Source organism: Pseudomonas farsensis, assembly GCF_014268805.2.
In the GTDB taxonomy this organism is placed as follows: Bacteria; Pseudomonadota; Gammaproteobacteria; order Pseudomonadales; family Pseudomonadaceae; genus Aquipseudomonas; species Aquipseudomonas farsensis.
This window is the reverse complement of record NZ_JABWRF020000001.1, coordinates 1,750,015-1,773,823: the sequence shown is the minus strand read 5'-3', so window position 1 is coordinate 1,773,823 and position 23,809 is coordinate 1,750,015. Positions and strand designations below refer to the sequence as shown.

Below are 23,809 nucleotides of genomic sequence, written 5' to 3'. Positions count from 1 at the left end.
TCGATGGTTTTGTACAGCCCTGTTCTCGCCAGGCATATCTCCTTGTGGCGAGCGGGCTTGCCCCGCGCTGGGCTGCGCAGCAGCCCTGAAAACCCAAGGGTAATCCTCAGGGGCTGCTGCGCAGCCCAACGCGGGGCAAGCCCGCTCGCCACAACTGTCTACCATTTCCCACTGGATTGGGTCCATCAAGCAATGTTGCGGTTGAGCAGGGCCTGGGAGGGAGATTCTATGGTTCTGTACAAGCCTGCTCTCGCCGGCACTGCCCTCAGAAGCTGTACTTGACGTTGAACATCACATTGCGTGGGTCGCCATAGTAAGCGGTGTTGTAGTTGCCAATGCCGCTGTAATAGACCCGATCAAACAGGTTATTGACGTTCACCGTACCCTTCAGATGCTCGTCGAAGTCGTAGCTGGCCATCAGCCCAACCACCGCGTAGCTGCCGCGCTCGAACTTTTGCGGGCCAACTGCGGCGGCAAAACTGTCATCGCCGAAGAAAGTCGCACTCTGCCACTGCACATTACCGCCCACGATCGCCCGGTTCAGCACGCCCGGCAGGCGGTAGGTGGTTGCGGCCTTGAACAGGTGCTGAGGCTGGGTGGTGGCCACACGCACATGGTCGGCATCGTAGGAAGCCTGGTACACGTAGCCTGCATTGATGTTCCAGTCAGGTAGCAACTCGCCGGCAACCTCAAGCTCTACGCCGTTGGTGGTCGCGCCCGACACCGCACGCATTTCTTCAAAACCTTCGCTGTTGGTACGCCCGGTGCTCTGCGCCAGGTTGTCCTGTTTGAGCTGGAACAGCGCAAGGCTTGCGTTGAGGCGCCCATCAAAGTACTCACCCTTGATGCCCAACTCGTAGCTCTGCCCGGTCAGCGGCTCGATGGGGTTGTCGTTGGCGTCCTTGTTGTAAGGCTGCGGCTTGAAGATATCGGTGTAGCTTGCGTACACCGTGTATTGCTCATCCAGGTCATACGTAATACCGGCGTACGGAATGACCTCACCGCTGTTGGTGGTCGGGTAGGACCTGCTGATACCCGCGCCGTTGATGCTGTCCAGCGACCATTCATAGTCGTTGACCCGCGCACCCAGAATGACGCTCAAGGCATCGGTGGGTTTGAGCACCACGGCGGCGTAGCTGACTTTCTGCGTGGCTTCGATCTGCTGCGTCGACCACCAGGCCCAGTCGGTCGGGTACGCGGCGTTGTTATCCCAGGTAAACGGGTTGACGCTGGCGTCGGTGGTGCCGTCAGTCCGTTTGGAGGTCGAGCTATTGCGCGCATAGTTGTAGCCGACGACCAATTCGTGGGTGCGGCCAAACAGCTCGAATGGCCCTTTGGCAAACAGGTCGACGGATTTCTCGTCGGTGTCGGTATTGAACTTGGACGCGCCGCCGGCATAAAAACCGTGATCGATGGTGTTGGTCACCGGGTCGATATGCGCGCCCGACAACCCCGCCAGAATTTCGCGAGAGGTGTACTTGCGATAGGACACGGTGCCTTTGACCACCCAGTCGTTCTGCAACTGGTGCTCAAGGCCTACGAACGCGCGGTGGGTGTTCTGGTTGCGGTACGCCCACTTGTCGCCGGGGTTGCTTGAGCGCGACAGGTCGACCCGCCGGCCATCGCTGTAAAACACCGGCAGGTGGGCGTTGGTAGTCGCGTCGTTATTGTTCTTCTGGTAGTCGTAGCCAACGCTCAGGGTGGTGGCATCGTTCAGGTCGGCCTCGACAATGCCGTAGAACACCTGCTGCTCGCCCTTCTGGTAGTCGATGAAACTGTCGTGCTGCTCGGTCCCGGCGACCATACGCCCGCGCAGGGCGCCGCTATCGACCAGCGGGCCAGACACATCCACCTCGGTGCTGTAACGGTCCCACGAGCCCGCTCCTGCCGCCACATGGCCCTGCGCCTCGCGGGTTGGGCGCTTGCGCACCATGTTGATCACCCCGGATGGGTAACCCACGCCGTTGACCAGGCCGGTGGCGCCCTTGAGCACTTCGATGCGGTCATAGATCAGCGAGTTGCCGATGCTGTAGTTGTCGCGCACGTTGCCGCCATCGCTGCTCAGGCTGGGGATTCCGTCGTACTGGAAGGCCTGGATCTCGAAGCCGCGGGCGTAGTAGGTGTAACCTTCGGAGTTTTCCCGGTTGACGGTGATGCCTGGGGTTTGTTGCAACACCTTGGCCAGGTCGACCAGGCCCTGGTCATCCATTTGCTGACGGGTGATCACACTGACCGACTGCGGCGTCTCGCGCAGCGACAATGCCATGCGCGTGGCCGAGGCGCTCTGGCCGGTGGTGTACGACCCGCTGCCTTCGGTGGTCAGGCCCAGCGCTGCGCTGTTGATGGTGGTGGCGCCCAGCTCTACCGCGCCGTCGGCTTTGTAAAGCGGGCGCAGCGCGTAGCTGCCATTGCTTTGCGGTATGGCTTGCAGCCCGGAGCCTTGCAGCAGCACAGCAAAGCCTTCGGCGACGCTGTAGTTGCCTTCAAGCCCTGCAGATTTCAGCCCGTCGAGCAGCGCCGCATCGAACGACAGCGCACTGCCTGAGGCCGAGGCAAAGGCACTGAGCGCGCGGGTCATGCTGCCGGCCGGCACATGGTAGTACTGCGCGCCGCTGGCCTGCGCGGCGTGTGCCACGTTCGGCAGGCTGGCAACGCCCAGGCCACAAAAACTCAGGCCAAATGCAACGGCAGCGGGCTTGAGCAGCCCATGGTGCGGGTATTTCATTGTTTCCCTTCCCCAAATTGAATCGATCAATCGATACCTGTCAGGGGATGAGCCGAGCGAAGGGTGCAAACAGTGCAATGCGAATGAAAATATTTTTCAATGGGCCGGTCATGCTGGTAGCACGGTCACCCAGTAATCGGTGCGGCGCACGATGCGCAGGCCGAAGCCGCTGTGCAGGGCCGCCAGGGCAAGGTCGATGTCATGCAGAGGAAACGCCCCGGAGATCTTCAACCCGGCGATGGCGGGGTCACACCTCAGCCAGCCATGGCGGTAGCGCGCAAGCTCATCGAGCAGGTCCGCCAGCGGGCGCTCGATGGCGATCAGGCTGCCGGTGCGCCAGGATGCAGCAGTTATGTCACTGTTCCAGGGCTGGCCCAGCGCGTTGGCATCGAAACGCACCTGCTCCCCGGCATTGACCCGCAACGAACCCGCAGTCGCAGCCGGCCGTACCAGAACCGCGCTTTCCAAAACCGCCACTTCGCAGAACTGCGCTTCGACCTGCACGGTAAAGCGCGTCCCCAGTGCCTCGACCTGACCCTGCGCCACATCCACGCGCAACGGCCTGCCCAGCGGGTCGGCAGCGGTTTCGACCAGCACTCGCCCACTCAGCAGATGCAGTAAGCGCTGCGCGTTGTCGAAGCTGACATCCAGTGCCGATTGGCTATCGAGCAACACCCGGCTGCCATCGGCAAGCAGCACCTGGCGCTGCTCACCGACCCGCGTGCGGTAACTGGCCATCAGGCTTGCCCGCCAGTCGCTGTGCCAGCCGTTCCAGCCGACCACGCCGAACCCCGCCAACATCAGCAACTGCTGCAGTACCCGGCGCCGGGTTTCACCGGTATGTTGCAGCACCGGAGCGCCAAGTTCGCCTGGCACACGGGCAATCATCTGCTGCACAGCTTCCACCTGCTGCCACGCCTCGCGGTGCAGCGGGTCGGCGTTGTGCCACTGCTGCCAGCGGGCCTGTTCGGCGGCGCCGCCCTGCCCCGACGACAGCCGCGCATACCACTGCGCCGCGCTGCGCAACGCCTGGCGCTCGGCCAGCCCGAGCACGGCACGTGGCGTAGTCATAGCAGGCCCATGCGCATCAGGCAGCAATGCTCCATGGCCTTGGCCATGTGGTTGTTGACGGTGCGCAGCGAGATACCCAGGCGCTGGGCGATGGCCGGGTAACTCAGGCCTTCGAACTGCGACAGGATGAACGTCTGCCGGACCTTGTCGCCGAGGCTATCGAGCATGCGGTCGATCTCCATCAGCGTTTCCAGCACCAGCGCCTGGGTTTCTTCGCTGGGGTAGACATCTTCGGGCAGCGCCGCCAAGGCTTGCAGGTAGCTCTGCTCCAGGGCACGGCGCCGGTACAGGTCGATCACCAGGCCCTTGGCAACTGTGCTCAGGTACTGCCGAGGCTGGCGCACATCCAGGGCCTGACGGGCTTTGATCACCCGCACGAAGGTGTCTTGCACCAGGTCCGCGGCATCGCAGCTGCTGCCAAGGCGCTTGCGCAGCCAGTTGCGTAGCCATGGGCTGTGGTCGGCATAGAGGTTATGCAGCGCGGTGCTCAGCGCAAGGTCGAATGAGGCCATGAAGATCAAGTCACTAATGAGAATTAGTTGCAATTTGCCATTTTATTGTGTGTCTTGGCAATGCCAACGCCATGCCCACCACTGGAACAGTTCACCTGAACTTTCCCTCCCCCATTGGCTTCCCCTGCATAGACCACCTCAAAAACAGGCCTCTGCAGGAGTAGAACAATGCGAGCACTGACCTATCACGGCGCCAACGATGTCAGGGTCGACACCGTCGCGGACCCGATCATTCAGGATGAGGACGACATCATCCTCAGGGTGACTGCAACCGCGATCTGCGGCTCTGATCTGCACCTGTACCACGGCAAGATTCCGCATACCGAAGCGGGCGATATCTTCGGTCACGAGTTCATGGGTGTGGTGGAGGACACCGGGCGCGGCGTTACCGACCTGCAAGTCGGCGACCGTGTGGTAATTCCCTTCGTGATCGCCTGCGGCAGCTGTTTTTTCTGCCAGCTCGACCAGTTCGCCGCCTGCGAAACCACCAATACGGGCCGGGGCGCGATCATCAACAAGAAAGGCATCCCGCCGGGCGCCGCGTTGTTCGGCTACAGCCACCTGTACGGCGGCGTGCCTGGCGGCCAGGCCGACTACGTGCGCGTGCCCAAGGCCAACGTCGGGCCGTTCAAGGTGCCGGGCACGCTGAACGACGATAAAGTGCTGTTTCTGTCGGACATCCTCCCCACCGCCTGGCAGGCCGTCACCAATGCACAAATTGGCCAAGGCTCGACGGTTGCCATTTATGGCGCAGGGCCCGTCGGCCTGCTCAGCGCGGCATGCGCGCGCATGCTGGGGGCACAAAGCATCTTCATGGTCGACGACAACGACTACCGGCTGGCCTTCGCCCGCGACACCTATGGCGTGATCCCGATCAATTTCACCCAGGACGACGACCCCGCCGACAGCATCATCCGTCAGACCCCGGGCATGCGCGGGGTGGATGCGGTCATCGATGCGGTGGGTTTTGAGGCCAAAGGCAGCACCACCGAAACGCTGCTGACGGCGCTGAAGATCGAAGGCAGCAGCGGCAAGGCGTTGCGCCAGAGCATTGCAGCGGTGCGCCGTGGCGGGGTGGTCAGCGTGCCGGGGGTGTACGCGGGGTTCATCCATGCCTTCATGTTCGGCGATGCGTTCGACAAGGGCCTGACCTTCAAGATGGGCCAGACCCACGTGCAGAAGTTTCTCCCGGAGCTGCTCGATCATATCGAGGCTGAGCGCTTGCACCCCGAGTTGATCGTCACCCACCGCCTGGCGCTGGAGGAAGCGGCCTTGGGCTACAAGCTGTTCGACCAGAAGCAGGACGACTGCCGCAAGGTCATTCTGGTGCCCGGTGCTGCCTCTGGCACGCTGGGCGATTTTGGAGGGGCGCGGCCATGATTGACTTGGCAACCGGCATGCGCCCGGGTGAGCGTTATCGCATCGAGAATACGGAGCGTGCGCATCCTTTCCCGGGGTTCTTTCTGGACGGCAAGTACTACCTGGGCCCGGAACTACTCACCGCCGTCGGCTGGCTTGAAGGGACCCGATTCATCTACGACGCGCTGGACCCGACCGGCGAACCGGTATTTCCCAACCGCGCAGCGGGTAATATCGAGAACCTGGTGTTAACGCTGGTTGACGGCACCCGCCTTGAGGTTTCTCGTCTCAAACAGTGGCCCCCTGAAGACGCCGAGCCGGTGGCGGGTGATAGTGCACAAGGCAGCGGTGACGCCGACGCAGGGCTGGCGCCGGAAACGGACGCTGGGCAGGCTGGTGGGCGCCAGCGCACGCCAGCCGTGTCGCGCTTGTGGGTGGCAGGTGCGCTTGTGCTGGTAGGTGCATCCGTGGTGCTGGCCTGCTTGCGTGGCCGGCGCTGAAACCAAGGTGGGCACGGCGTCTGTAGGAGCGGCCTTGCGCCGCGAAAGGGCTGCGCAGCAGCCCCTATGATCTGCAAATCATGCAGAATCGCTGGGGCTGCTTTGCAGCCCTTTCGCGGCACAAGGCCGCTCCTACATTGACCGTGTTGACTCAACGGTGCGTTTTGTTTTCAACCTCTGCCAACTGCCGCTTGATCGCTTCTGCCTGCTCTTCCTGCTCTTTGATCGAGGTCGGCGTAATAACCTTGTCCACGGTCTCGGTACCCGGTTCTGGACGCTCCAGCACTGGGTCAGGGGAACCCTCGCCACGCTGCGCCTGCTCGGAAGAAATCGGCCGAGGCACTTTGTCGGCCGCTTTGCTTTCGGTACGGTTCATAACGCTCTCCTGATGGGCTGATGTCCTTCAGAAGAGCCCTGGTCTGCCGCAAAAGTTTGATTTAACTGCCCCGCACAGCGGTTGAATGTTAAAAAAGATTTCTGCCGCACGCTGTGGTCCGACTATGGAACGATCACACGGAGGTAGCTCATGAAGTTCGCGCAATTCTGCCAATGGCTGTCCAATCAGGCCGGCCGCCCTAGCACATTTCTGATCGCCATCGTGCTGATCATCATGTGGGCAGTATCGGGGCCATGGTTTCATTACAACGATACCTGGCAACTGATCATCAACACCTCGACCACCATCGTCACCTTCCTCATGGTGTTTTTGATTCAGAACACCCAGAACCGCGACAACGACATCATTCATGTGAAGCTCGACGAACTGATCCGCGCATCGAAATCGGCGCAACGCTCGGTGCTGGACCTCGAAGCCATGGACAGCAAGGCGCTGCGCGAACTGCGCAAGGAATATCGCGCTCTGGCGGGGGATTGCCCTGAAAAGGATGACTGCACGCCCCCGCAGGCTTGAGGCCGCTCAAATACCAATGCTTGCGACGCCCCTGCTGGCCGGGGCCGCAGTTGCCTTGCGCCGGGCGTAGCCCACTCCCCAGACCATTGCCCGGCTGACACTCTCACCGGGCCGCTGGGTGTATGCACGCTCGCACACCACAGCGCCATCGGCGCGATACACGCCAATGAACAATTGCGTTGCGCCTGTGCGTGACAAGCGACCCTGGACCTCTATGCAGGTGCCGTCATCCAGAGTTTCTTCGTGGATCTGGTGGTGCAGAATCACGTCGCACCACTGCCGATAGACCTCGCCTCGTTTTTTCATCGATCTGCCCTCGTTGTCATTGTTCTGGGTAGAGCGTCAGGCACCTGTAAAGGGTCGAAATGAATCAACGCCAGCAGACAGTCGGGCGCCCGACTACAGCAGCCTGGCCCTCACCTGCCAGAACATTGGTCTGCCAGTCGGCCCTTGGGTGGCCATAAGCCGTGGGGTAAACTGCCTTCGCAGTCTTATCGAGCAATTGGCCAGTGCCATGATTCAACCTGATCTCGACCTGTTTGGCCCTGCACCGCAGCAACTAGCCGCCCATACGGTGCTGCTGCCAGGGTTCGCCGTGGCGCAGACCGAACCGCTGCTTGACGCCCTGCGGCCAGTGCTCAGGGCCGCGCCTTGGCGCCATATGCTGACCCCCGGGGGGCGCAGCATGGCCGTGGCCCTGAGCAACTGCGGCGCGTTGGGCTGGGTGAGTGATGAGCGTGGCTACCGCTACAGCGCACTCGACCCACAAAGCGGCGCGCCTTGGCCTGCCCTGCCCCCGGTACTGCTGGCCTTGGCCAGCGCCGCTGCTACACAGGCCGGCTTTGAAGGCTTTGTGCCTGACGCCTGCCTGATCAACCACTACCTGCCCGGCACTGGCCTGAGCCTGCACCAGGACCGCGACGAACAAGACTTCAGCCAGCCTATCGTGTCGATTTCTCTGGGGCTGCCGGCAGTGTTTCTGTTCGGCGGCCTGCAACGCGGTGATCGGCCCCAACGTATCGCCCTCAATCATGGGGACATACTGGTGTGGGGCGGCGAAGACCGGCTGCGCTTTCATGGAGTGATGCCGGTCAAGCCTGGCGTGCATCCGCGCTTGGGCGAGCGACGGATCAACTTGACTTTGCGCAAGGCCGGTTGAATCGGGGTATGGATAGCCCGCCTGATAACGCGCGCTCGTTTTTACGAGCCTGGCACCTAATAGTTTTGTCAGTTTCGGCTGGTGCCCGGGTTGGTTAAGGTCAAGTCATTGTGAGACAAGTGGAGGTGACCTATGGCAGGTAAACTTAGAGTGTTCTATTTAGGGGACCAGCCCGTAACCTTGATCAACGAACAGAAAAAAACCCAGTTATTCCGATCAGGATCGATGCCTTTGGCGCAGGCCACGCAGCACCTCGACTTGAATACCCTAGCGCTACTGGGTTGCGACGCCATAGACTCTGTGATTGGATCTATACCGTCGAGTACTCAGTCGCGTGGATACACAGCCTACGGCTATAGCAAGACAATCGAGACAATAGCCCAAGGCTTTGCCGGGCAGCTAAATTTCTTTCTGCAAGGGATCTACTATTCAGGAAATGGCGTACGCCTTTTCAGTCCGACACTGATGCGCTTCTACAATCCCGATATTTCATACAGCCCATTTGGCGCTGGCGATATCAACTGTTACGGGTACTGCTCAGGTGACCCGATCAACTATTCAGATCCTTCTGGCTTTATGAAACGCTCGCCCTCCCTAAAACTCCAAAAACCCGCTAAGCGCATCAAGACCTCCCCTTCCGGCAGTGTGACAGCGCCATCTACAAGCGCATCGCAACATGCATCAGCCAATTCAAAAAATACTCCATCAAGCGCTTTAAAACCTAACGTGCCACCATCGGAACCAGATTCTCAGGCTCCCCCCCCGAGCCACACTGCCTCTGCGGATACAGAAACAGATATTCTCCTCAGCTGGAACTTCCAGTCCAATAGAGCGGCTCGCTACTTAACCCTAGAAGATACGCTAATAGGGAGACAACTAATTATTCTTGCAAAATGGGCTAAGACCTCTCCTTCCTCAGCGCTCAGAGAAGCGGGAATTGGCCCCGAAATAGCGAGATCAAACCTAATCAAAGCAGTCGACAGAAAAATTCACCTTATTCGCCACCCTGAAAAATCACGCGAAGCCGATGCCAAACCGACAACTACTGGCAGGCCCCGACATAACAGCAAATAAAAACTTCGCACCGCATACATACGCACTTGGCATATAATTTCTACACAATTGGGTATGTATGGATCGTGCGTTACCCCTTAGGACCCAGCCTACTTCCGGGGGAAAGGAGCCCTTAACGGACAGCTATAAAAACAAGACCCGAAACTATACTTCGAGCATAGTTAGCTGGGACAGCAAGCCATACAGTCCGGGAAACTCCTAGGTGTTCCGCCCCCAAGCCTTGGGCCGGCACCGAGTTCAGGTCACTCTTCCCGCTGTTCAGCAAACGCCCGCTGCTCATCCCACCCCCCACCCAATGCCGCAATCAACTGCACACTGGCGAGCAAGCGCCCTTGCAGCAATGTCAGTGCACTGCGCTCGTTGCTCAGGGCCGTGGTCTGCACGTTGACCACGTCCAGGTAGCCGATAAGCCCGGCCTTGTACTGGTTCTCGGTCAACCGCAACGATTCGCGGGCCGCTTCCAGCGCCTCCTGGCGCACCACGGCTTCATCGGCGTACACCTTCAACTGCACCAGGTAGTTTTCGACCTCCTTGAAACCGTCCAGCACGGTCTGGCGGTACTGGGCGACGGTTTGATCGTAGACGGCCACCGTGCGGTCCACCTCGGCGCTGCGTTTGCCGGCGTCGAACAGGGTCAGCGCCAACTGCGGGCCGACCGACCAGAAGCGGTTGGGCAGTTCGATCCAGTTGTTGAAACTGCTGCTGGAATAGCCGCCGCTCATGCTCAGCGACAGGTCCGGAAAGTACGCCGCGCGGGACACGCCGATATTGGCATTGGCGGCCATCACGCTGCGCTCGGCAGCGGCGATGTCGGGGCGCCTTTCCAGCAATTGCGACGGCAGCGCCACAGGGATCTGCGGCAGCGTCGGGATGCTCTGGGTCGCCGCCAGGGCGAAATTGGCCGGCGCCTTGCCCATCAGTACCGCGATGGCGTTTTCGTACTGCGCGCGCTGCCAGGCCAGGTCGATCAGGTCGGCCTGGGTACTTTTGAGCTGGGTGCGCGCCTGCGCCACCGCATCCGGGCCGGCGACCCCTGCGCGGTACTGGTTCTGGTTCATTTTCAGCGACCGCTCGTAGGCGGCCACGGTGGCTTCGAGCAGGCGCTTCTGTTCGTCGATCACCCGCAGTTGCAGGTAGTTCTGCACCAACTCCGACTGCTGGCTCAGGCGGATAGCCGCCATGTCGGCAAGGCTTGCCTGGGCGCTGGCCTGGTTGGCACTGAGGGTTTCGCGCAGCTTGCCCCACAGATCGACTTCCCAGCTAACGCCCAACTGGGCGTTGTAAGTGTCGCGGATGCCACTGCTGTTGTTCGACAGGCTCGAGCTGGAGCTGCCGGTGCCCTGCGCCGAGCGGGTCTTGCCGGCAGACAGCTCAAGGGACGGGAACAGCGAGGCGCGGCTGCTGCGCACCAGGGCCTGGGCCTGGCGGTACTGGGCTTCGGCCTGGGCGACGGTCTGGTTGCTGCGGTTGAGCTCCTCGACCAGCGCATTGAGCTGGGCATCGCCATACAGCTCCCACCAGGCCCCCCGGGCAATGGCGTCGGACGGGTTGGCCTGGGTCCAGCCTTCGGCCTGTTTGAACTGCGCCGGGGTGGCGAGTTCAGGACGCTGGTAGTCAGGGCTCAGGGTGCAGGCGCTGAGCATCACCAGGCATAGCCCGGCGCCTGCCAGGCGCGAACCGCGACCCGCAGTGAGCATTTGCAGGGCACGGTGCAGTGGAGAATGGGCAAAAGTCATAGCGGGGTATCCAGGGCAGCGTCGGTGCGCACGCCGCGCCAACGGTTGAAACGGTGGCGCAGGCGGTCGAGGTACAGGTAGACCACAGGCGTTGTATAGAGCGTCAGCACCTGGCTGAACACCAGCCCGCCAAGAATGGTCAGGCCCAGCGGCTGGCGCATTTCGGCGCCCTCGGCGCTGCTCAGCAGCAACGGCAGCGCGCCGAGCATTGCCGCCAGCGTGGTCATCAGGATTGGTCGCAGGCGCAGCAAACACGCGCGACGGATCGACTCTTCAGGCGAATAGCCCTCGTTGCGCTCAAGTTGCAGCGCCAGGTCGATCATAAGAATGGCGTTTTTCTTCACTACACCAATCAGCAGGAACAGCCCCAGCAGCGAAATCAGGCTGAACTGCCCGCCGGTGAGGTACAGCGCAAGCAACGCCCCGACCCCGGCCGAGGGCAAGGTGCTGAGGATGGTCAACGGGTGAATGTAGCTCTCGTAGAGAATGCCCAACACCAGATACACCAGCAACAAGGCACCCAGGATCATGAATGGCTGGCCTTCGGCGGTCTTGCTGAAGGCATCGGCGGTGCCGCCAAGCTTGGCGATGACCGACTCCGGCAAGCCAAGCTTGGCCACCGCACGCTCCAGCGCCGCCATGGCCTGGTCCGGGCTGTAGCCTTCAGCGACATCGAAAGCGATGTCCTCGGAAGCAAACTGGTCCTCGTGGCTGACGCGGTCGTTGGCCAGGGTGTTCTCATAGCGGGCAATGCTCGACAACGGCACCCGTGCACCCTCGGCGGTGATCACCTGCACCTGCTCCAGCGTGCTTGGGTCCCAGGCATAGCGTGGGTTGATTTCGAGCACTACCTGGTACTGGTTGAGGCTGTCGTAGATGGTGGAGATCTGCCGCTGGCTATAGGCGTTGTTGAGCACCGTGGTGACCATGTCCATGTCGATGCCCAGGCGCTTGGCCTGGTCGCGGTCGACCACCAAGGTCACCTGTTGGGTGCCGGCACCGTCACGGGCGTCGATAGCGGTGAGTTCGGGCAATTTGCGCAGCTCGGCAACCACTTTCGGGAACCACTCGCGCAGCGCCGCAAGGTCGCCGCTCTGCAGGGTATAGAGGTACTGCGAGGTGCTTTGGTCACGGCCGCCACCGCCCAGTTGCAAGTCCTGGTCGGCCATCAGGTACAAACGCCCACCGGGCACCTTCGGCAGCTCCTTGCGCAGGCGCTCGATCACTTTCTGTGCATCTTCCTTGCGTTCGCCGATGGGTTTCAGGCGCACCAGCACGAAGGCATTGTTGGTACCGCTATTGCCGCCGATGAACCCCGCCACGCTTTGCACCGCAGGGTCCTTGAGCAGCGCCCGGCGGTAGATTTCCATCTTTGGTTGCATGACGCTGAAAGACAGGCCGTCGTCGCCACGCACAAAGCCCTGCAACTGGCCGGTGTCCTGCTGCGGCATCAGGGTCTTGGGCACCACCACATACAGCACCACATTGAGCACGATGGTCGCCAACAGGCTCAACAGCGTCAGGCGGCGATGGCGCAGCGCCCAGCCCAGGCTCTTGTCATAGCCGTCAACCATGCGCTGGTGAATGCGGTCACTGAAGCGTTGCAGGCGCGTCTGTTGCTGCGGCCCATGCACCTTCAGCCAGCGTGAACAGAGCATCGGCGTAAGGGTCAGCGACACCACCAGAGAAACGATGATCGCCGCTGCCAAGGTGATGGAAAACTCCTTGAACAGCCCGCGCACGATGCCGCCCATGAACAGGATCGAGACGAACACTGCCACCAGCGACACGTTCATCGACAGCAGGGTAAAACCAACCTCTTTGGCGCCCTTGTAGGCGGCGCTCATGGGGTTTTCGCCGTTTTCGATGTGCCGCGAGATGTTCTCCAGTACCACGATGGCATCGTCCACCACCAGGCCCGTAGCCAGGATCAGCGCCATCAACGACAGGTTGTTCAGTGAAAACCCGCACAGGTACATCACCGCAAAGGTGCCGACCAGCGACACCGGTACCGCAAGGCTTGGGATCAGCGAGGCGCGGAAGTTGCCGAGGAACAGGTAGACCACCAGGATGACCAGCACCACGGCGATCAACAAGGTGTGTTCGGCCTCTTTCAAGGTGGCCTTGATCACCGGCGAGCGGTCCATGGCGATATCGAGCTTGACGCTTGCCGGCAGCAGCGACTGCAAGGCCGGGATCTGCGCCTTGATCTGCTCGACGGTCTGGATGATGTTGGCGCCGGATTGGCGGTTGACCACCAGCAGCACCGCGGCCTGGTCGTTGAAGAAGCCGCTGTTGTAGCGGTTTTCGACGCCATCGCTGACCTTGGCTACATCGGACAGGCGCAGAATGGCGCCGTCTTGCTGGCGAATGACGATGGGCTTGTAGTCTTCAGCCTTTTCCAATTGGTCATTGGCACGCACCTGCCAGTTGCGCTCCTGGTCTTCGACAAAGCCCATCGGCCGGCGCTGGTTGGAATTGGCAACCGCTGTGCGCACATCGTCCAAGGCCAGCCCGTACTGGTTGAGCAATTGCGGCTCCAGTTCGATACGCACGGCAGGCAAGGAGCTGCCGCCGATCTGCACTTCCCCTACCCCGCTGACCTGGGCCAGGCTCTGCGACAGAATGGTGTCGGCCAAATCGTACAACTGCCCCTTGGCCAGCACCGCTGAGGTGAGCGAGAGCACCATGATCGGCGCCTGCGAAGGGTTGATCTTCTTGTAGGTGGGCATGCTGCGCATGCCGCTGGGCAACAGGTTGCGCGAGGCGTTGATGGCCGCCTGCACCTCACGGGCCGCACCGTCGATGTCGCGGCCCAGCTCGAAGCCGATGATCACCCGAGTCGAGCCCTGGTTGGAGCTGCTGGTCAGCGTGGTAACGCCGGCGATGCTGCCCAGCTTGCGCTCAAGCGGCGTGGCCACGGTGGAAGCCATGACTTCAGGGCTGGCGCCAGACAGGTTGGCGCTGACCACGATGACCGGGAAGTCCATCTGTGGCAACGGCGACACCGGCAGCAGGTTGAAGCTCACCGCCCCCAGCAGCATGATCGCCAGGCTCAGCAGCATGGTTGCTACCGGGCGGCGGATGAATGGGCCGGACAGGTTCATGCGTCAGCCTTCTGCACGTCCGCTGCCGGGCGCCAACGGCGTGCCAGGCGGTCGAAGTACAGGTAGATGACCGGCGTGGTGAAAAGCGTCAGCACCTGGCTGACCAACAGCCCGCCGACCATCACCAAGCCCAGCGGCTGACGCAGCTCGGCGCCGGAGCCGGTGGCAAGCATCAGCGGCACCGCCCCAAACAAGGCCGCCAGCGTGGTCATGAGGATTGGCCGGAAGCGCAGCAACGCCGCCTGGTAGATCGCATCCTGGGGGCTCATGCCTTGGTTGCGCTCGGCCTCAAGCGCGAAGTCGATCATCATGATCGCGTTCTTCTTGACGATACCAATCAACAGGATGATGCCGATGATGGCAATCATGCCCAGGTCATTGCCGCTGAGCAGCAACGCCAGCAACGCCCCCACCGCCGCCGAGGGCAGCGTGGACAGGATGGTCACCGGGTGCACGTAGCTTTCGTACAGCACGCCCAGCACGATATACATGGTGACCACGGCCGCCAGAACCAGCAGCAAGGTGCTCGACAGCGAGGCCTGGAACGCTTCGGCAGCGCCCTGGAAGCGCGTCTGCACGCCCAGCGGCATGCCGATGTCCTTCTGCACCTGCTCGATCACCTGCACCGCCTCGCCCAGCGACGAGCCGTGGGCCAGGTTGAACGACATCATCACCGCCGGGAACTGGCCGATATGCGAGATGGCCAGTTGCGCCTGGCGCTGTTCGATACGCGCCAGCGCCGACAGGCGCACCTGGCCGCCATCTGCGGCTTTCACATGGACCGATTCCAGGGCCTTGGGGCCAAGGCTGGCGGCGGTCTGCGACTGCAACACCACGCGGTACTGGCTGGCCTGGGTATAGATGGTGGAAATCTGCCGTTGGCCGAACGCATCGTACAGCGCGTTGGTAATCTGCGACACGCTGATGCCCAGGCGGCTGGCCATGTCCCGGTCGATCACCAGGTACACTTGCAGGCCCTTGTCCTGCAGGTCGCTGGCCACATCCTGCAACTCGCTGCGCTGCTGCAGCGCCTGCACCAGTTTGCCCGACCATTCGGCCAGCATCTCGGCATCTGGGGAGCTGAGGCTGAACTGGTACTGGGTGCGGCTGACCCGGTCCTCGATGCTCAGGTCCTGCACCGGCTGCATGAACAGGCGGATACCCACCAGCCGGTCGAGCTGCGGCTGCAGCCGGGTGATCACTTCGGCGGCGCTGACATCGCGCTCGCCATGGGGCTTGAGGTTGATCAGCAGGCGACCGCTGTTGAGCGTGGCGTTGTCGCCATCGACGCCGATATACGACGACAGGCTCTGCACCGCCGGGTCCTTGAGGATGACATCGGCCAAGGACTGCTGGCGCTGGCTCATGGCGGCGAACGAGGTGGCCTGGGGCGCTTCGGAGATGCCCTGGATGACACCGGTGTCCTGCACCGGGAAGAACCCCTTGGGCACTATCAGGTACAGCACCACGGTCAGCGCCAGGGTTGCCACCGCCACCAGCAAGGTCAGCGGCTGGCGCTTGAGCACCCAGGTCAGACCGGTGGCATAGTGCTTGATCAGCCAATCGATCCAGGCGCCGCTGGCGCGGTAGAAGCGGCTTTGCTCCTCTTCCTTGGGTTCACGCTTGAGCAGCCGCGCGCACATCATCGGCGTCAGGGTCAAGGACACTACCAGTGAAATCAGAATGGCCACTGCCAGGGTGATGGCAAACTCACGGAACAGGCGCCCGACCACATCGGCCATGAACAGCAGCGGAATCAGCACCGCGATCAGCGAGAACGTCAGCGAGATCAAGGTGAAGCCGATCTGCCGGGCGCCCTTGAGCGCCGCCTGCATCGGCGCCTGCCCTTCTTCGATGTGGCGCGAAATGTTCTCCAGCATGACGATGGCATCGTCGACCACAAAGCCGGTGGCGATGGTCAGCGCCATCAGGGTCAGGTTGTTGACCGAGAAGCCCGCCAGGTACATCACCCCGAAGGTGCCGATCAGCGACAGCGGCACTGCAATCGAGGGAATGATGGTGGCACTGAACCGGCGCAGGAACAGGAACGTCACCATGACCACCAGGGCAATGGCGAACAGCAGTTCGTGCTGCACGTCGCGCACGGCGGCGCGGATGGTCTGGGTACGGTCGGTCAGCACGCTGACATCCAGGCCCGCGGGCAGGTTGTCGGTGATCGACGGCAGCATCTGCTTGATGCGGTCGACCACATCGATGACGTTGGCACCCGGCTGACGCTGGACATTCAGCAGCACCGCTTCGTTCTTGTTGGCCCAGGCGGCCAGGCGTTCGTTCTCGGCACCGTCGACGATTTCGGCGACGTCCCTCAGGCGCAACGGCGCGTCGTTGCTGTATTTGAGGATGAGGTTGGCGTACTCCTCGGGCGAACGTAGCTGGTCGTTGGCATCGAGCATCGACACCCGCGTCGGGCCATCGAAGTTACCCTTGGGCTGGTTGACGTTGGAAGCGCCGATCAAGGTGCGCACGTCATCCAGGTTCAGGCCATTGGCGGCCAGGGCATCGACGTTGACCTTGATGCGTACCGCCTGGCGCTGACCGCCGGCGATACTGACCATGCCGACGCCGCTGATCTGCGCGATTTTCTGCGCAACACGGGTATCGACCAGGTCGTTGAGCTTGGGCAACGGCATGGTTTTCGACGAAATGGCCAGGGTCAGCACCGGGGTGTCGGCCGGGTTGACCTTGTTGTACACCGGCGGCGCCGGCAGGTCGCTGGGCAGCAGGTTGCTGGCCGCGTTGATAGCCGCCTGCACCTGCTGCTCGGCGACATCCATGTTCATGTCGAGGCTGAAACGCAGGGTCAGCACCGAGGCGCCGCCAGAACTGGTCGAGGCCATCTGTTCCAGGCCCGGCATTTGCCCGAACTGGCGTTCGAGCGGCGCGGTGACAGCACTGGTCATCACCTGCGGGCTGGCGCCAGGGTACAGGGTCATGACGCGGATGGTCGGGTAATCGACCTGGGGCAAGGCTGCCACCGGCAGCATCTTGTAGGCAATCAGGCCGGCCAGAACGATGGCCAGCATGCTCAGCGTGGTTGCGACCGGGCGCAGGATGAACAGGCGAGAGAGGTTCATGCGCCAGCCTTGCTGCCCGATTCAGCGCTGTCTGCCGAGCCTTTGGCGTCCTGGCCCTGCAAGTGCTGGCCAGGGGTGGTCGGCACTTGCGCGCTGTCTTCGACCACCTCGACCTTGGTGCCCTCACGCAGGCGGTCGGTGCCTTCGAGCACCAGCCGGTCGCCTGCGGCCAGGCCTTCGAGGATCACACTGTCCTGACCATCGCTCGGCCCCACCTTGAGTTTGCGGATGTTCACCGTGTTCTCCTGGTTGACCACATAGGCAAAGGTGCCGTCGTTGCCAAACTGGATAGCCGCTGCCGGGGCCAGTACCACCTGTTTGAGGGTGTCGGCCAGCAGGCGCACGTTGACGAACTGGTTGGGGAACAGCGCATGGTCCTTGTTCTGGAACGTGCCTTTGAATTTCAAAGTGCCAGTGGTGGTGTCGATCTGGTTATCGAGGCTGCCCAGCACACCGCTGGCCTGCAGCTTGCGGTCGCCACGGTCCCAGGCCTCGACCGCCAGGCTTGCGCCGCTGCGGTAGCGTTCGAGCACGGTATCGAGCTCAGTTTCAGGCAGCGTGAAAGCGACGTTGATCGGCTCGGTCTGGGTGATCACCACCAGCGCGGTGGTGTCGTTGGCCGTAACCAGGTTGCCCAAGTCGAGCTGACGCAGGCCCAGACGGCCGCTCAAAGGTGCGCGAATCTGGGTGAAGTCGAGGTTCAGGCGGGCATCGTTGACTGCCGCCTGGTTGGTCTTGACCAGCCCCTGGAACTGCGCAACCTGCGCCTGAGCGGTGTCGAGGGTCTGTTTGGCGATGCTGTCTTCGGCGTACAGGCCTTTATAGCGGGCCAGGTCCACCTGGGCGTTTTGCAACTGTGCCTGGTTTTGCGCCAGGGTACCTTCGGCCTGTTGCAAGGCGATGCGGTACGGGCGTGGGTCGATTTCGGCGAGCAGGTCGCCGGCCTTGACCTGCTGGCCTTCCTTGAAGTGGATCTTCACCAGTTCCCCTGCCACCCGGCTGCGCACATTGACCGTGTTGGTGGCGGTAACGGTGCCCAGCGCCTTGTAGTACAGCGGGAAATCGCCGACTTTCACAGGTTCGACGCGTACCGGCACCGGGTCTGCCGAAGCGCCGAACCCTGGCCGCCCGCCCTTGCCCGCCCGGCCACCGGAGGCGTGCTGGTCAGCAGTCGTTGCGGGCCACAGCCACCAGGCCAACAGGGCCACCAGCAGCAGGATCAGCAGGCCGAACAGCCAGCGACGAGAGGTACGGGAATTGGACACTTGCATGGGTCGAACGAACCTTGTTCAGAAAAGGACGGGCGTGGCGAGGGTGAACGATAAGCACTGGCATTGGATAAGCAAAGGAGCTTTACCAGTGATTTACCTTCGGCTGACGATGCCAAGGGTGTGAACTTTAAACGAAAACGGCCCGGAACAGGTTCCGGGCCGTTATCAGCGAGTAACAGGCGAACTCGCCGTGGCAGAAGCCGTTACTTCAGGACAGCCAGTGCGGCGTCATAGTTCGGCTCTTCGGCAATTTCGCCAACCAGCTCGCTGTGCAGCACCTTGTCGTTTTCATCCAGCACCACGACGGCGCGGGCGGCAAGGCCGGCCAGTGGGCCGTCGGCGATGGCAACGCCGTAGTTTTCGAGGAACTCGCGGCCACGCAGGGTCGACAGGTTCTTCACGTTTTCCAGGCCTTCAGCGCCGCAGAAGCGTGCCTGGGCGAATGGCAGGTCGGCCGAGATGCACAGCACCACGGTATTGGCCACGTCGTTGGCCTGGGCGTTGAACTTGCGCACCGAGGTGGCGCAGGTTGGGGTGTCGACGCTTGGGAAGATGTTCAGCACTTTGCGCTTGCCGGCGAAATCTTTCAGCGAGGTGTCAGCCAGGTTGCCAGCAACCAGGGAGAAAGCAGGTGCCTGGGCGCCAACCTGTGGCAGGTTGCCGTTGACTTGTACCGGGCCGCCTTTGAGAGTCACTTGAGCCATTGCGAAATCCTTCATGCGAGGTGGGGAAAAGGAACCAGAGTTAAGCATGAAGGCGTGCAAGTGCCTATAAGCAGAGGGGAAATTGTTTTATTGCCGGACAATTCCTGTGGACAAAAAAATGTCCGGGTGGCTACAGCACACCCGGACATGTCTTACAGCAAGGATACGTCAGGCCAGCAAGCCGTAAACCACCGAGGTCAGCGCAACCAGGCCGATGACCACAACGAACAGGTTGGACAGCGCGCCACTGTACTTGCGCATCGAGGGTACGCGGCGGATGGCGTACATCGGCATCAGGAACAGCAGCACCGCGATGATCGGGCCGCCGAGCGATTCGATCATGCCCAGAATGCTTGGGTTGAGGGTGGCGACGATCCAGCACACCACCAGCATCAGCGCAGCGACGGTGCGGTCCATGGCCTTGGCGCCTGGGCGCAGGCCGGTCTTGAGGATCATGCCCTTGAGGCCTTCGCTGGCACCGATGTAGTGGCCCAGGAACGACTTGGCAATGGCAATGAACGCAATCAGGGGCGCTGCAAAGGCGATGGTCGGCTGCTCGAAATGGTTGGCCAGGTAGGACAGGATCGACAGGTTCTGCGCCTTGGCCTCGGCCAGCTGAGCGCTGCTCAAGGTGAGCACGCAGCTGAACACAAAGAACAGCACCATCAGCACCATCAACAGGTGTGCACGGCGCAAAATCTGGCCACTGCGCTGATCGGCGTGGTCGCCATAGCGGCGCTTCTGGTCCACGGCAAAGGCCGAGATGATCGGTGAATGGTTGAACGAGAACACCATCACCGGAATAGCCAGCCACACGGTGTGCAGGAACGCCGAGCCGGTCGGCACCTGGGTCGCGGTGTCGAGAATACCGCCCGTCCAGTGCGGCACCAGGTACAGCGCCAGCAGCGCCAACGCGACGATGAACGGATACACCAGCAGGCTCATGACTTTCACCGTCGCCTGCTCGCCGCAGCGCACGATGGCCAGCAGGCCCAGAATCAGCACGAATGACAACAGCGCACGCGGTGGCGGCGCGATGTGCAGTTGGTGCTCCAGGAAGCTGCTGACGGTGTTGGTCAGGGCCACGCTATAAATAAGCAGGATCGGGAAAATTGCAAAGAAGTACAGCACGGTGATCATTGCACCGGCGGTAATGCCGAAGTGTTCCTCGACCACCTTGGTGATGTCGCCATCGCTGCGCCCAGACAGCACGAAGCGCGTCAGGCCGCGGTGGGCGAAATAGGTCATCGGGAACGCCAGTGCGGCGAGGATCAGCAGCGGCCAGAAACCGCCCAGGCCGGCGTTGATCGGCAGGAACAAGGTGCCGGCGCCGATGGCTGTGCCGAACAGGCCTAGCATCCAGGTAGTGTCGTGACGCGACCAATCGCCAAGGGTGGCGGGTGTCGATTCTGTAAAGCGTTGCTCAACGCTTGAGGCCTGCTCATTCATTCCGGGTGACGCTCCACTCGCAAGACTGCAACAGGCTGAGAATGGCGAAACAAACGATTCGCACAACTCAACCGGATAAAGAGGGGCGCGATTGTGCATGCAAAGGTTGCACTTGGGGAAGCCCTGTCCGAAGGGCGGTTGCACTTGTCTGTACAACAAAGCGGGTTTCAGAGCTGAGAAGCGTGAAACCCTGCACCGGCCTTATCGCAGGCTAGCGCCAGCTCCCACAGGTTCTGGGCCAGCCCCCCGACATCAAGGCTGAGCAAGTTCGAACTGTGGGAGCTGGCGACAGCCTGCGATGAGGCCAATGCAGGCTTGCCCCGTGGCTCAGCCCTTCTGGTGCACCGCCGCAAAGGCTTCAGCAACCTGGCGCAGGTTGGCCGGACGCAGGCCCGACATGCACACACGGCCGCTGTCGATCAGGTAAACGCCGAACTCGTCACGCAGGCGACGCACCTGCTCGACACTGAAACCTGTGTAGCTGAACATGCCGCGCTGGCGCAGGAAGAACTGGAAGTCCTCGCCAGGCAGCAGCTCGCCGAGCAGGTCAACCAGGCCCTGACGCATGTCGAGGATACGCTTGCGCATGACCTCGACCTCAGCCGCCCACTGGGCGTTGAGCGCGGCATCACCCAGCACACCCGCCACCAACTGCGCACCAAACGCAGGCGGGCTCGAGTAGTTGCGCCGGACAGTAGCCTTGAGCTGGCCCAGCACGCTGCCTGCGGTTGCCACGTCGTCACAGACTACCGACAAACCGCCGACCCGCTCGCCGTACAGCGAGAAGATTTTCGAGAACGAGTTGCTCACCAGGCACGGCACACCGGCACGGGCCATTTCGCGGATGGCGAAGGCATCTTCGACCAGGCCTTCACCGAAGCCTTGGTAGGCGATGTCAAGGAACGGGATCAGCTCGCGAGCCTTGACCACTTCGACCACTTGCTGCCATTGCTGCTGGTCGAGGTCTACGCCGGTTGGGTTGTGGCAGCACGGGTGCAGCAGCACGATGCTGTTTTTACCCAGGGTGTTCAGCGTGGCCAGCATGCCGTCGAAGTCGACGCCGCGGGTGGCGTCATCGAAGTACGGGTAGGTATTCACCTTGAAGCCCGCGCCTTCGAAAATTGCCCGGTGGTTGTCCCAGGTTGGGTTGCTCACCCAAACCTCGGAGCCTGCGAAGTAGCGCTTGAGGAAGTCGGCGCCGACTTTCAGCGCGCCGGAGCCGCCGACGGTCTGCACGGTGGCCACGCGACCGGCGGTGACTGCCGGGTGGTCGGCACCGAACAGCAGCGCCTGGATGGCCTGGCGATAGGCGGCCAGGCCTTCCATTGGCAGGTACAGCGAGGCTGCGTGTGGCTGGCCGGCCTGGCGTTGCTCAACGTCGGCCACCGCCGCCAACTGCGGCACTACACCGGCTTCGTCGTAATACAGGCCGATACTCAGGTTGACCTTGTCGGCACGGGGATCGGCCTTGAAAGTCTCCATCAGCGAGAGGATCGGGTCGCCGGCATAGGCATCGACATGTTTGAACACAGCGTGCAGCTCCTTGGAAATCAGGACAGTTCGGGAAAGGCTGCACGGAGCATACCCGCTGTGCGGCGCGAGGAACATCACTGATGTGCAAGGCGCTGGGTGCAGGGCTGCAAAGGCCCGCTCAGCGCAGCAGCGCGTTCAGCCCGGCGAGCTCCTCTGCACTCAACGCCACCCCTTCCCTGCTCGCGATTTCGCGTTCGCGGTAACGCCGCTCGCCGGGCAGGCGCGTCAGCCCCACGGCGTGCATCTGCTCGACCATCGCCCGGCTGCGTTGGGCAAAGCGCTCGCCCTCGGCCTTGCTGGGGTCGATAACAATGATCAGTTGCCCGGTCCAGGGCGTCTTTGCGCCTGGATGGCCGGCCCAGTCGAACTCCCAGGAGAAATTGCCGCCAGTCAGGGCTGCCGCCAGCAGCTCGACCATCATCGACAGCGCCGAGCCTTTGTGGCCGCCAAACGGCAACAGCGCGCCGCCGTCCAGTATCGCCTGCGGGTCAGTGGTTGGCTGGCCGTCGGCATCGACGCCCATCCCCTCAGGCAAGGCCTGCCCGGCTCGGGCGGCGATCTGCACATCGCCATGGGCCATGGCGCTGGTGGCCATATCGAACACGATCGGCGGATGGCCGGCGCACGGGGCGGCGAAGGCAATCGGGTTAGTGCCGAACAATGGCTTGTGCGCGCCGTGGGGGACCACGCAGGTCATGCTGTTGACCACGCTCAGAGCAACCAGCCCCTCATCGGCAAACGGCTCGACATCTGGCCACAGGGCAGCGAAGTGATGGGAATTGTGGATGGCCAGCACCGCGATGCCGGCACTGCGCGCCTTGCTCACCAGCAACGGGCGCGCCGCCGCCAGTGCCGGCTGAGCGAAGCCACCCGCGGCGTCCACCCGCACATAGCCTGCAGCCACGTCGGTTACCTTGGGCTCGGCCTGGCCGTTGACCCAGCCACTTGCCAGCGTCGAAACATAGCCGGGCATGCGGAATACCCCATGGCTATGGGCGCCATCGCGTTGCGCGCTGGCGCAGTTACAGGCCAGTGCAGCGGCCACTTTCTCGCTGCAGCCATGGTGCTGGAAAATGGCCCGTAGTAGTTGCTGCAGCTCATCGAAGGGCAAGCGTATTGCGGGGCTTGCGGAAGACGCGGACATCTGGTGCTCCTTTATAGGTATTGTTTCAGCAACAGCGCAGTGAGGGGACTGTCCCGCGAATGGGGTGTGGCTGTCAAAGGCACCCAGCAGCGCTGGAGAGTTGACGCGCGAGGGCTTGCCGGGGCCGCTTTGCGGCCCATCGCGGAGCAAGCCCGCTCCCACGCCGCCCACTCTCTGCGCGAAAGCACAGCCCCAAACGGCTGGGTGATCTTCCACAGAATGCATGTAAAGCTGCTTGTGTGGGAGCGGGTTTGCCCCGCGATGAGGCCGCCTCAACACTGCATTCGAGCGCATTTGCGGGTGGACAGACACGCTGGACATTGCAGCCACGCAAAGACCCAACTGCATCGTTAAATATTATTGACCCAATCCCCTGCCAAACCCTTGCCGATCAAGGCGCCGAACACCTCCACCCCCCGAAAAACCTCCCTTTAAGGCCATGCCACTCGTTTGACATATC

At 62.1% G+C, this 23,809-nt stretch carries 17 protein-coding genes and 1 pseudogene; 5 read left to right on the top strand and 13 right to left on the bottom strand.

All coding sequences use genetic code 11. The annotated features are described in order from the left end of the window. Positions 1-265 precede the first annotated feature (265 nt). The 3 genes from HU719_RS08155 to HU719_RS08145 form a co-directional block, all read right to left on the bottom strand. Positions 266-2,725 (bottom strand): TonB-dependent siderophore receptor, encoded by a 2,460-nt coding sequence (locus HU719_RS08155; protein ID WP_186534656.1) that lies wholly within the window; start codon positions 2,723-2,725, stop codon positions 266-268. A gap of 108 nt (positions 2,726-2,833) precedes the next feature. Beyond that, the gene (locus HU719_RS08150; RefSeq protein WP_186516343.1) at positions 2,834-3,796 is read right to left on the bottom strand and encodes a FecR domain-containing protein; all 963 of its coding nucleotides are present in this window, start codon (positions 3,794-3,796) and stop codon (positions 2,834-2,836) included. Next, complete coding sequence (locus tag HU719_RS08145; protein ID WP_186534655.1) at positions 3,793-4,308, bottom strand: sigma-70 family RNA polymerase sigma factor; 516 nt, start codon at positions 4,306-4,308, stop codon at positions 3,793-3,795. Before HU719_RS08145 ends, HU719_RS08150 begins: the two co-directional genes overlap by 4 nt. 168 nt (positions 4,309-4,476) lie before the next feature. Here HU719_RS08145 and HU719_RS08140 point away from each other — a divergent pair, with 168 nt between their 5' ends. Together HU719_RS08140 and HU719_RS23590 are read left to right on the top strand one after the other, a co-directional pair. Beyond that, the gene (locus tag HU719_RS08140; protein ID WP_186534654.1) at positions 4,477-5,688 is read left to right on the top strand and encodes a zinc-dependent alcohol dehydrogenase; all 1,212 of its coding nucleotides are present in this window, start codon (positions 4,477-4,479) and stop codon (positions 5,686-5,688) included. Continuing rightward, positions 5,685-5,960: pseudogene (locus HU719_RS23590) on the top strand (SDR family oxidoreductase); the annotation flags it as partial. The gene HU719_RS08140 and the pseudogene HU719_RS23590, both read left to right, overlap by 4 nt. A gap of 358 nt (positions 5,961-6,318) precedes the next feature. Here the strand turns inward: HU719_RS23590 and HU719_RS08130 are convergent. After that, the gene (locus tag HU719_RS08130; protein ID WP_186516328.1) at positions 6,319-6,543 is read right to left on the bottom strand and encodes a hypothetical protein; all 225 of its coding nucleotides are present in this window, start codon (positions 6,541-6,543) and stop codon (positions 6,319-6,321) included. Between the two features lie 150 nt (positions 6,544-6,693). Here HU719_RS08130 and HU719_RS08125 point away from each other — a divergent pair, with 150 nt between their 5' ends. Then, the gene (locus tag HU719_RS08125) at positions 6,694-7,077 is read left to right on the top strand and encodes a low affinity iron permease family protein (RefSeq protein ID WP_186534652.1); all 384 of its coding nucleotides are present in this window, start codon (positions 6,694-6,696) and stop codon (positions 7,075-7,077) included. Between the two features lie 6 nt (positions 7,078-7,083). Here HU719_RS08125 and HU719_RS08120 read toward each other — a convergent pair whose 3' ends face one another. Continuing rightward, complete coding sequence (locus HU719_RS08120) at positions 7,084-7,383, bottom strand: hypothetical protein (protein WP_186534651.1); 300 nt, start codon at positions 7,381-7,383, stop codon at positions 7,084-7,086. Positions 7,384-7,591: 208 nt separating this feature from the next. Here HU719_RS08120 and alkB point away from each other — a divergent pair, with 208 nt between their 5' ends. Beyond that, positions 7,592-8,236: a DNA oxidative demethylase AlkB gene (gene alkB / locus HU719_RS08115; RefSeq protein WP_186534650.1), complete on the top strand. Its 645-nt coding sequence runs from the start codon at positions 7,592-7,594 to the stop codon at positions 8,234-8,236. Between the two features lie 132 nt (positions 8,237-8,368). Further along, on the top strand, positions 8,369-9,310 hold the full coding sequence (locus HU719_RS08110; protein ID WP_186534649.1) for an RHS repeat-associated core domain-containing protein: 942 nt from the start codon (positions 8,369-8,371) through the stop codon (positions 9,308-9,310). A gap of 242 nt (positions 9,311-9,552) precedes the next feature. Here the strand turns inward: HU719_RS08110 and HU719_RS08105 are convergent, their stop codons facing one another. The 8 genes from HU719_RS08105 to HU719_RS08070 form a co-directional block, all read right to left on the bottom strand. After that, positions 9,553-11,046 carry an efflux transporter outer membrane subunit gene (locus HU719_RS08105; RefSeq protein ID WP_186534648.1) on the bottom strand — a complete coding sequence of 498 codons (1,494 nt, stop codon included), beginning with the start codon at positions 11,044-11,046 and terminating at the stop codon, positions 9,553-9,555. Further along, positions 11,043-14,153, bottom strand: coding sequence for an efflux RND transporter permease subunit (locus HU719_RS08100; protein WP_186516319.1), 3,111 nt, complete (start codon positions 14,151-14,153; stop codon positions 11,043-11,045). Before HU719_RS08100 ends, HU719_RS08105 begins: the two co-directional genes overlap by 4 nt. After that, entirely contained in the window at positions 14,150-17,248 is a 3,099-nt protein-coding gene (locus HU719_RS08095; RefSeq protein WP_186534647.1) for an MdtB/MuxB family multidrug efflux RND transporter permease subunit, read from the bottom strand. The genes HU719_RS08100 and HU719_RS08095 overlap by 4 nt, the downstream gene beginning before the upstream one ends. Then, complete coding sequence (locus HU719_RS08090) at positions 17,245-18,519, bottom strand: MdtA/MuxA family multidrug efflux RND transporter periplasmic adaptor subunit (RefSeq protein WP_186534646.1); 1,275 nt, start codon at positions 18,517-18,519, stop codon at positions 17,245-17,247. Before HU719_RS08090 ends, HU719_RS08095 begins: the two co-directional genes overlap by 4 nt. A 203-nt stretch (positions 18,520-18,722) precedes the next feature. Further along, the gene (tpx, locus tag HU719_RS08085; protein WP_186534645.1) at positions 18,723-19,223 is read right to left on the bottom strand and encodes a thiol peroxidase; all 501 of its coding nucleotides are present in this window, start codon (positions 19,221-19,223) and stop codon (positions 18,723-18,725) included. A 168-nt stretch (positions 19,224-19,391) separates the two neighbouring features. After that, positions 19,392-20,672 (bottom strand): serine/threonine transporter, encoded by a 1,281-nt coding sequence (locus tag HU719_RS08080; protein WP_186534644.1) that lies wholly within the window; start codon positions 20,670-20,672, stop codon positions 19,392-19,394. 327 nt (positions 20,673-20,999) lie between these two features. Further along, entirely contained in the window at positions 21,000-22,202 is a 1,203-nt protein-coding gene (locus HU719_RS08075) for an amino acid aminotransferase (protein ID WP_186534643.1), read from the bottom strand. A 121-nt stretch (positions 22,203-22,323) separates the two neighbouring features. Further along, entirely contained in the window at positions 22,324-23,349 is a 1,026-nt protein-coding gene (locus tag HU719_RS08070) for an Ldh family oxidoreductase (RefSeq protein WP_186534642.1), read from the bottom strand. Between the last annotated feature and the right edge of the window lie 460 nt (positions 23,350-23,809).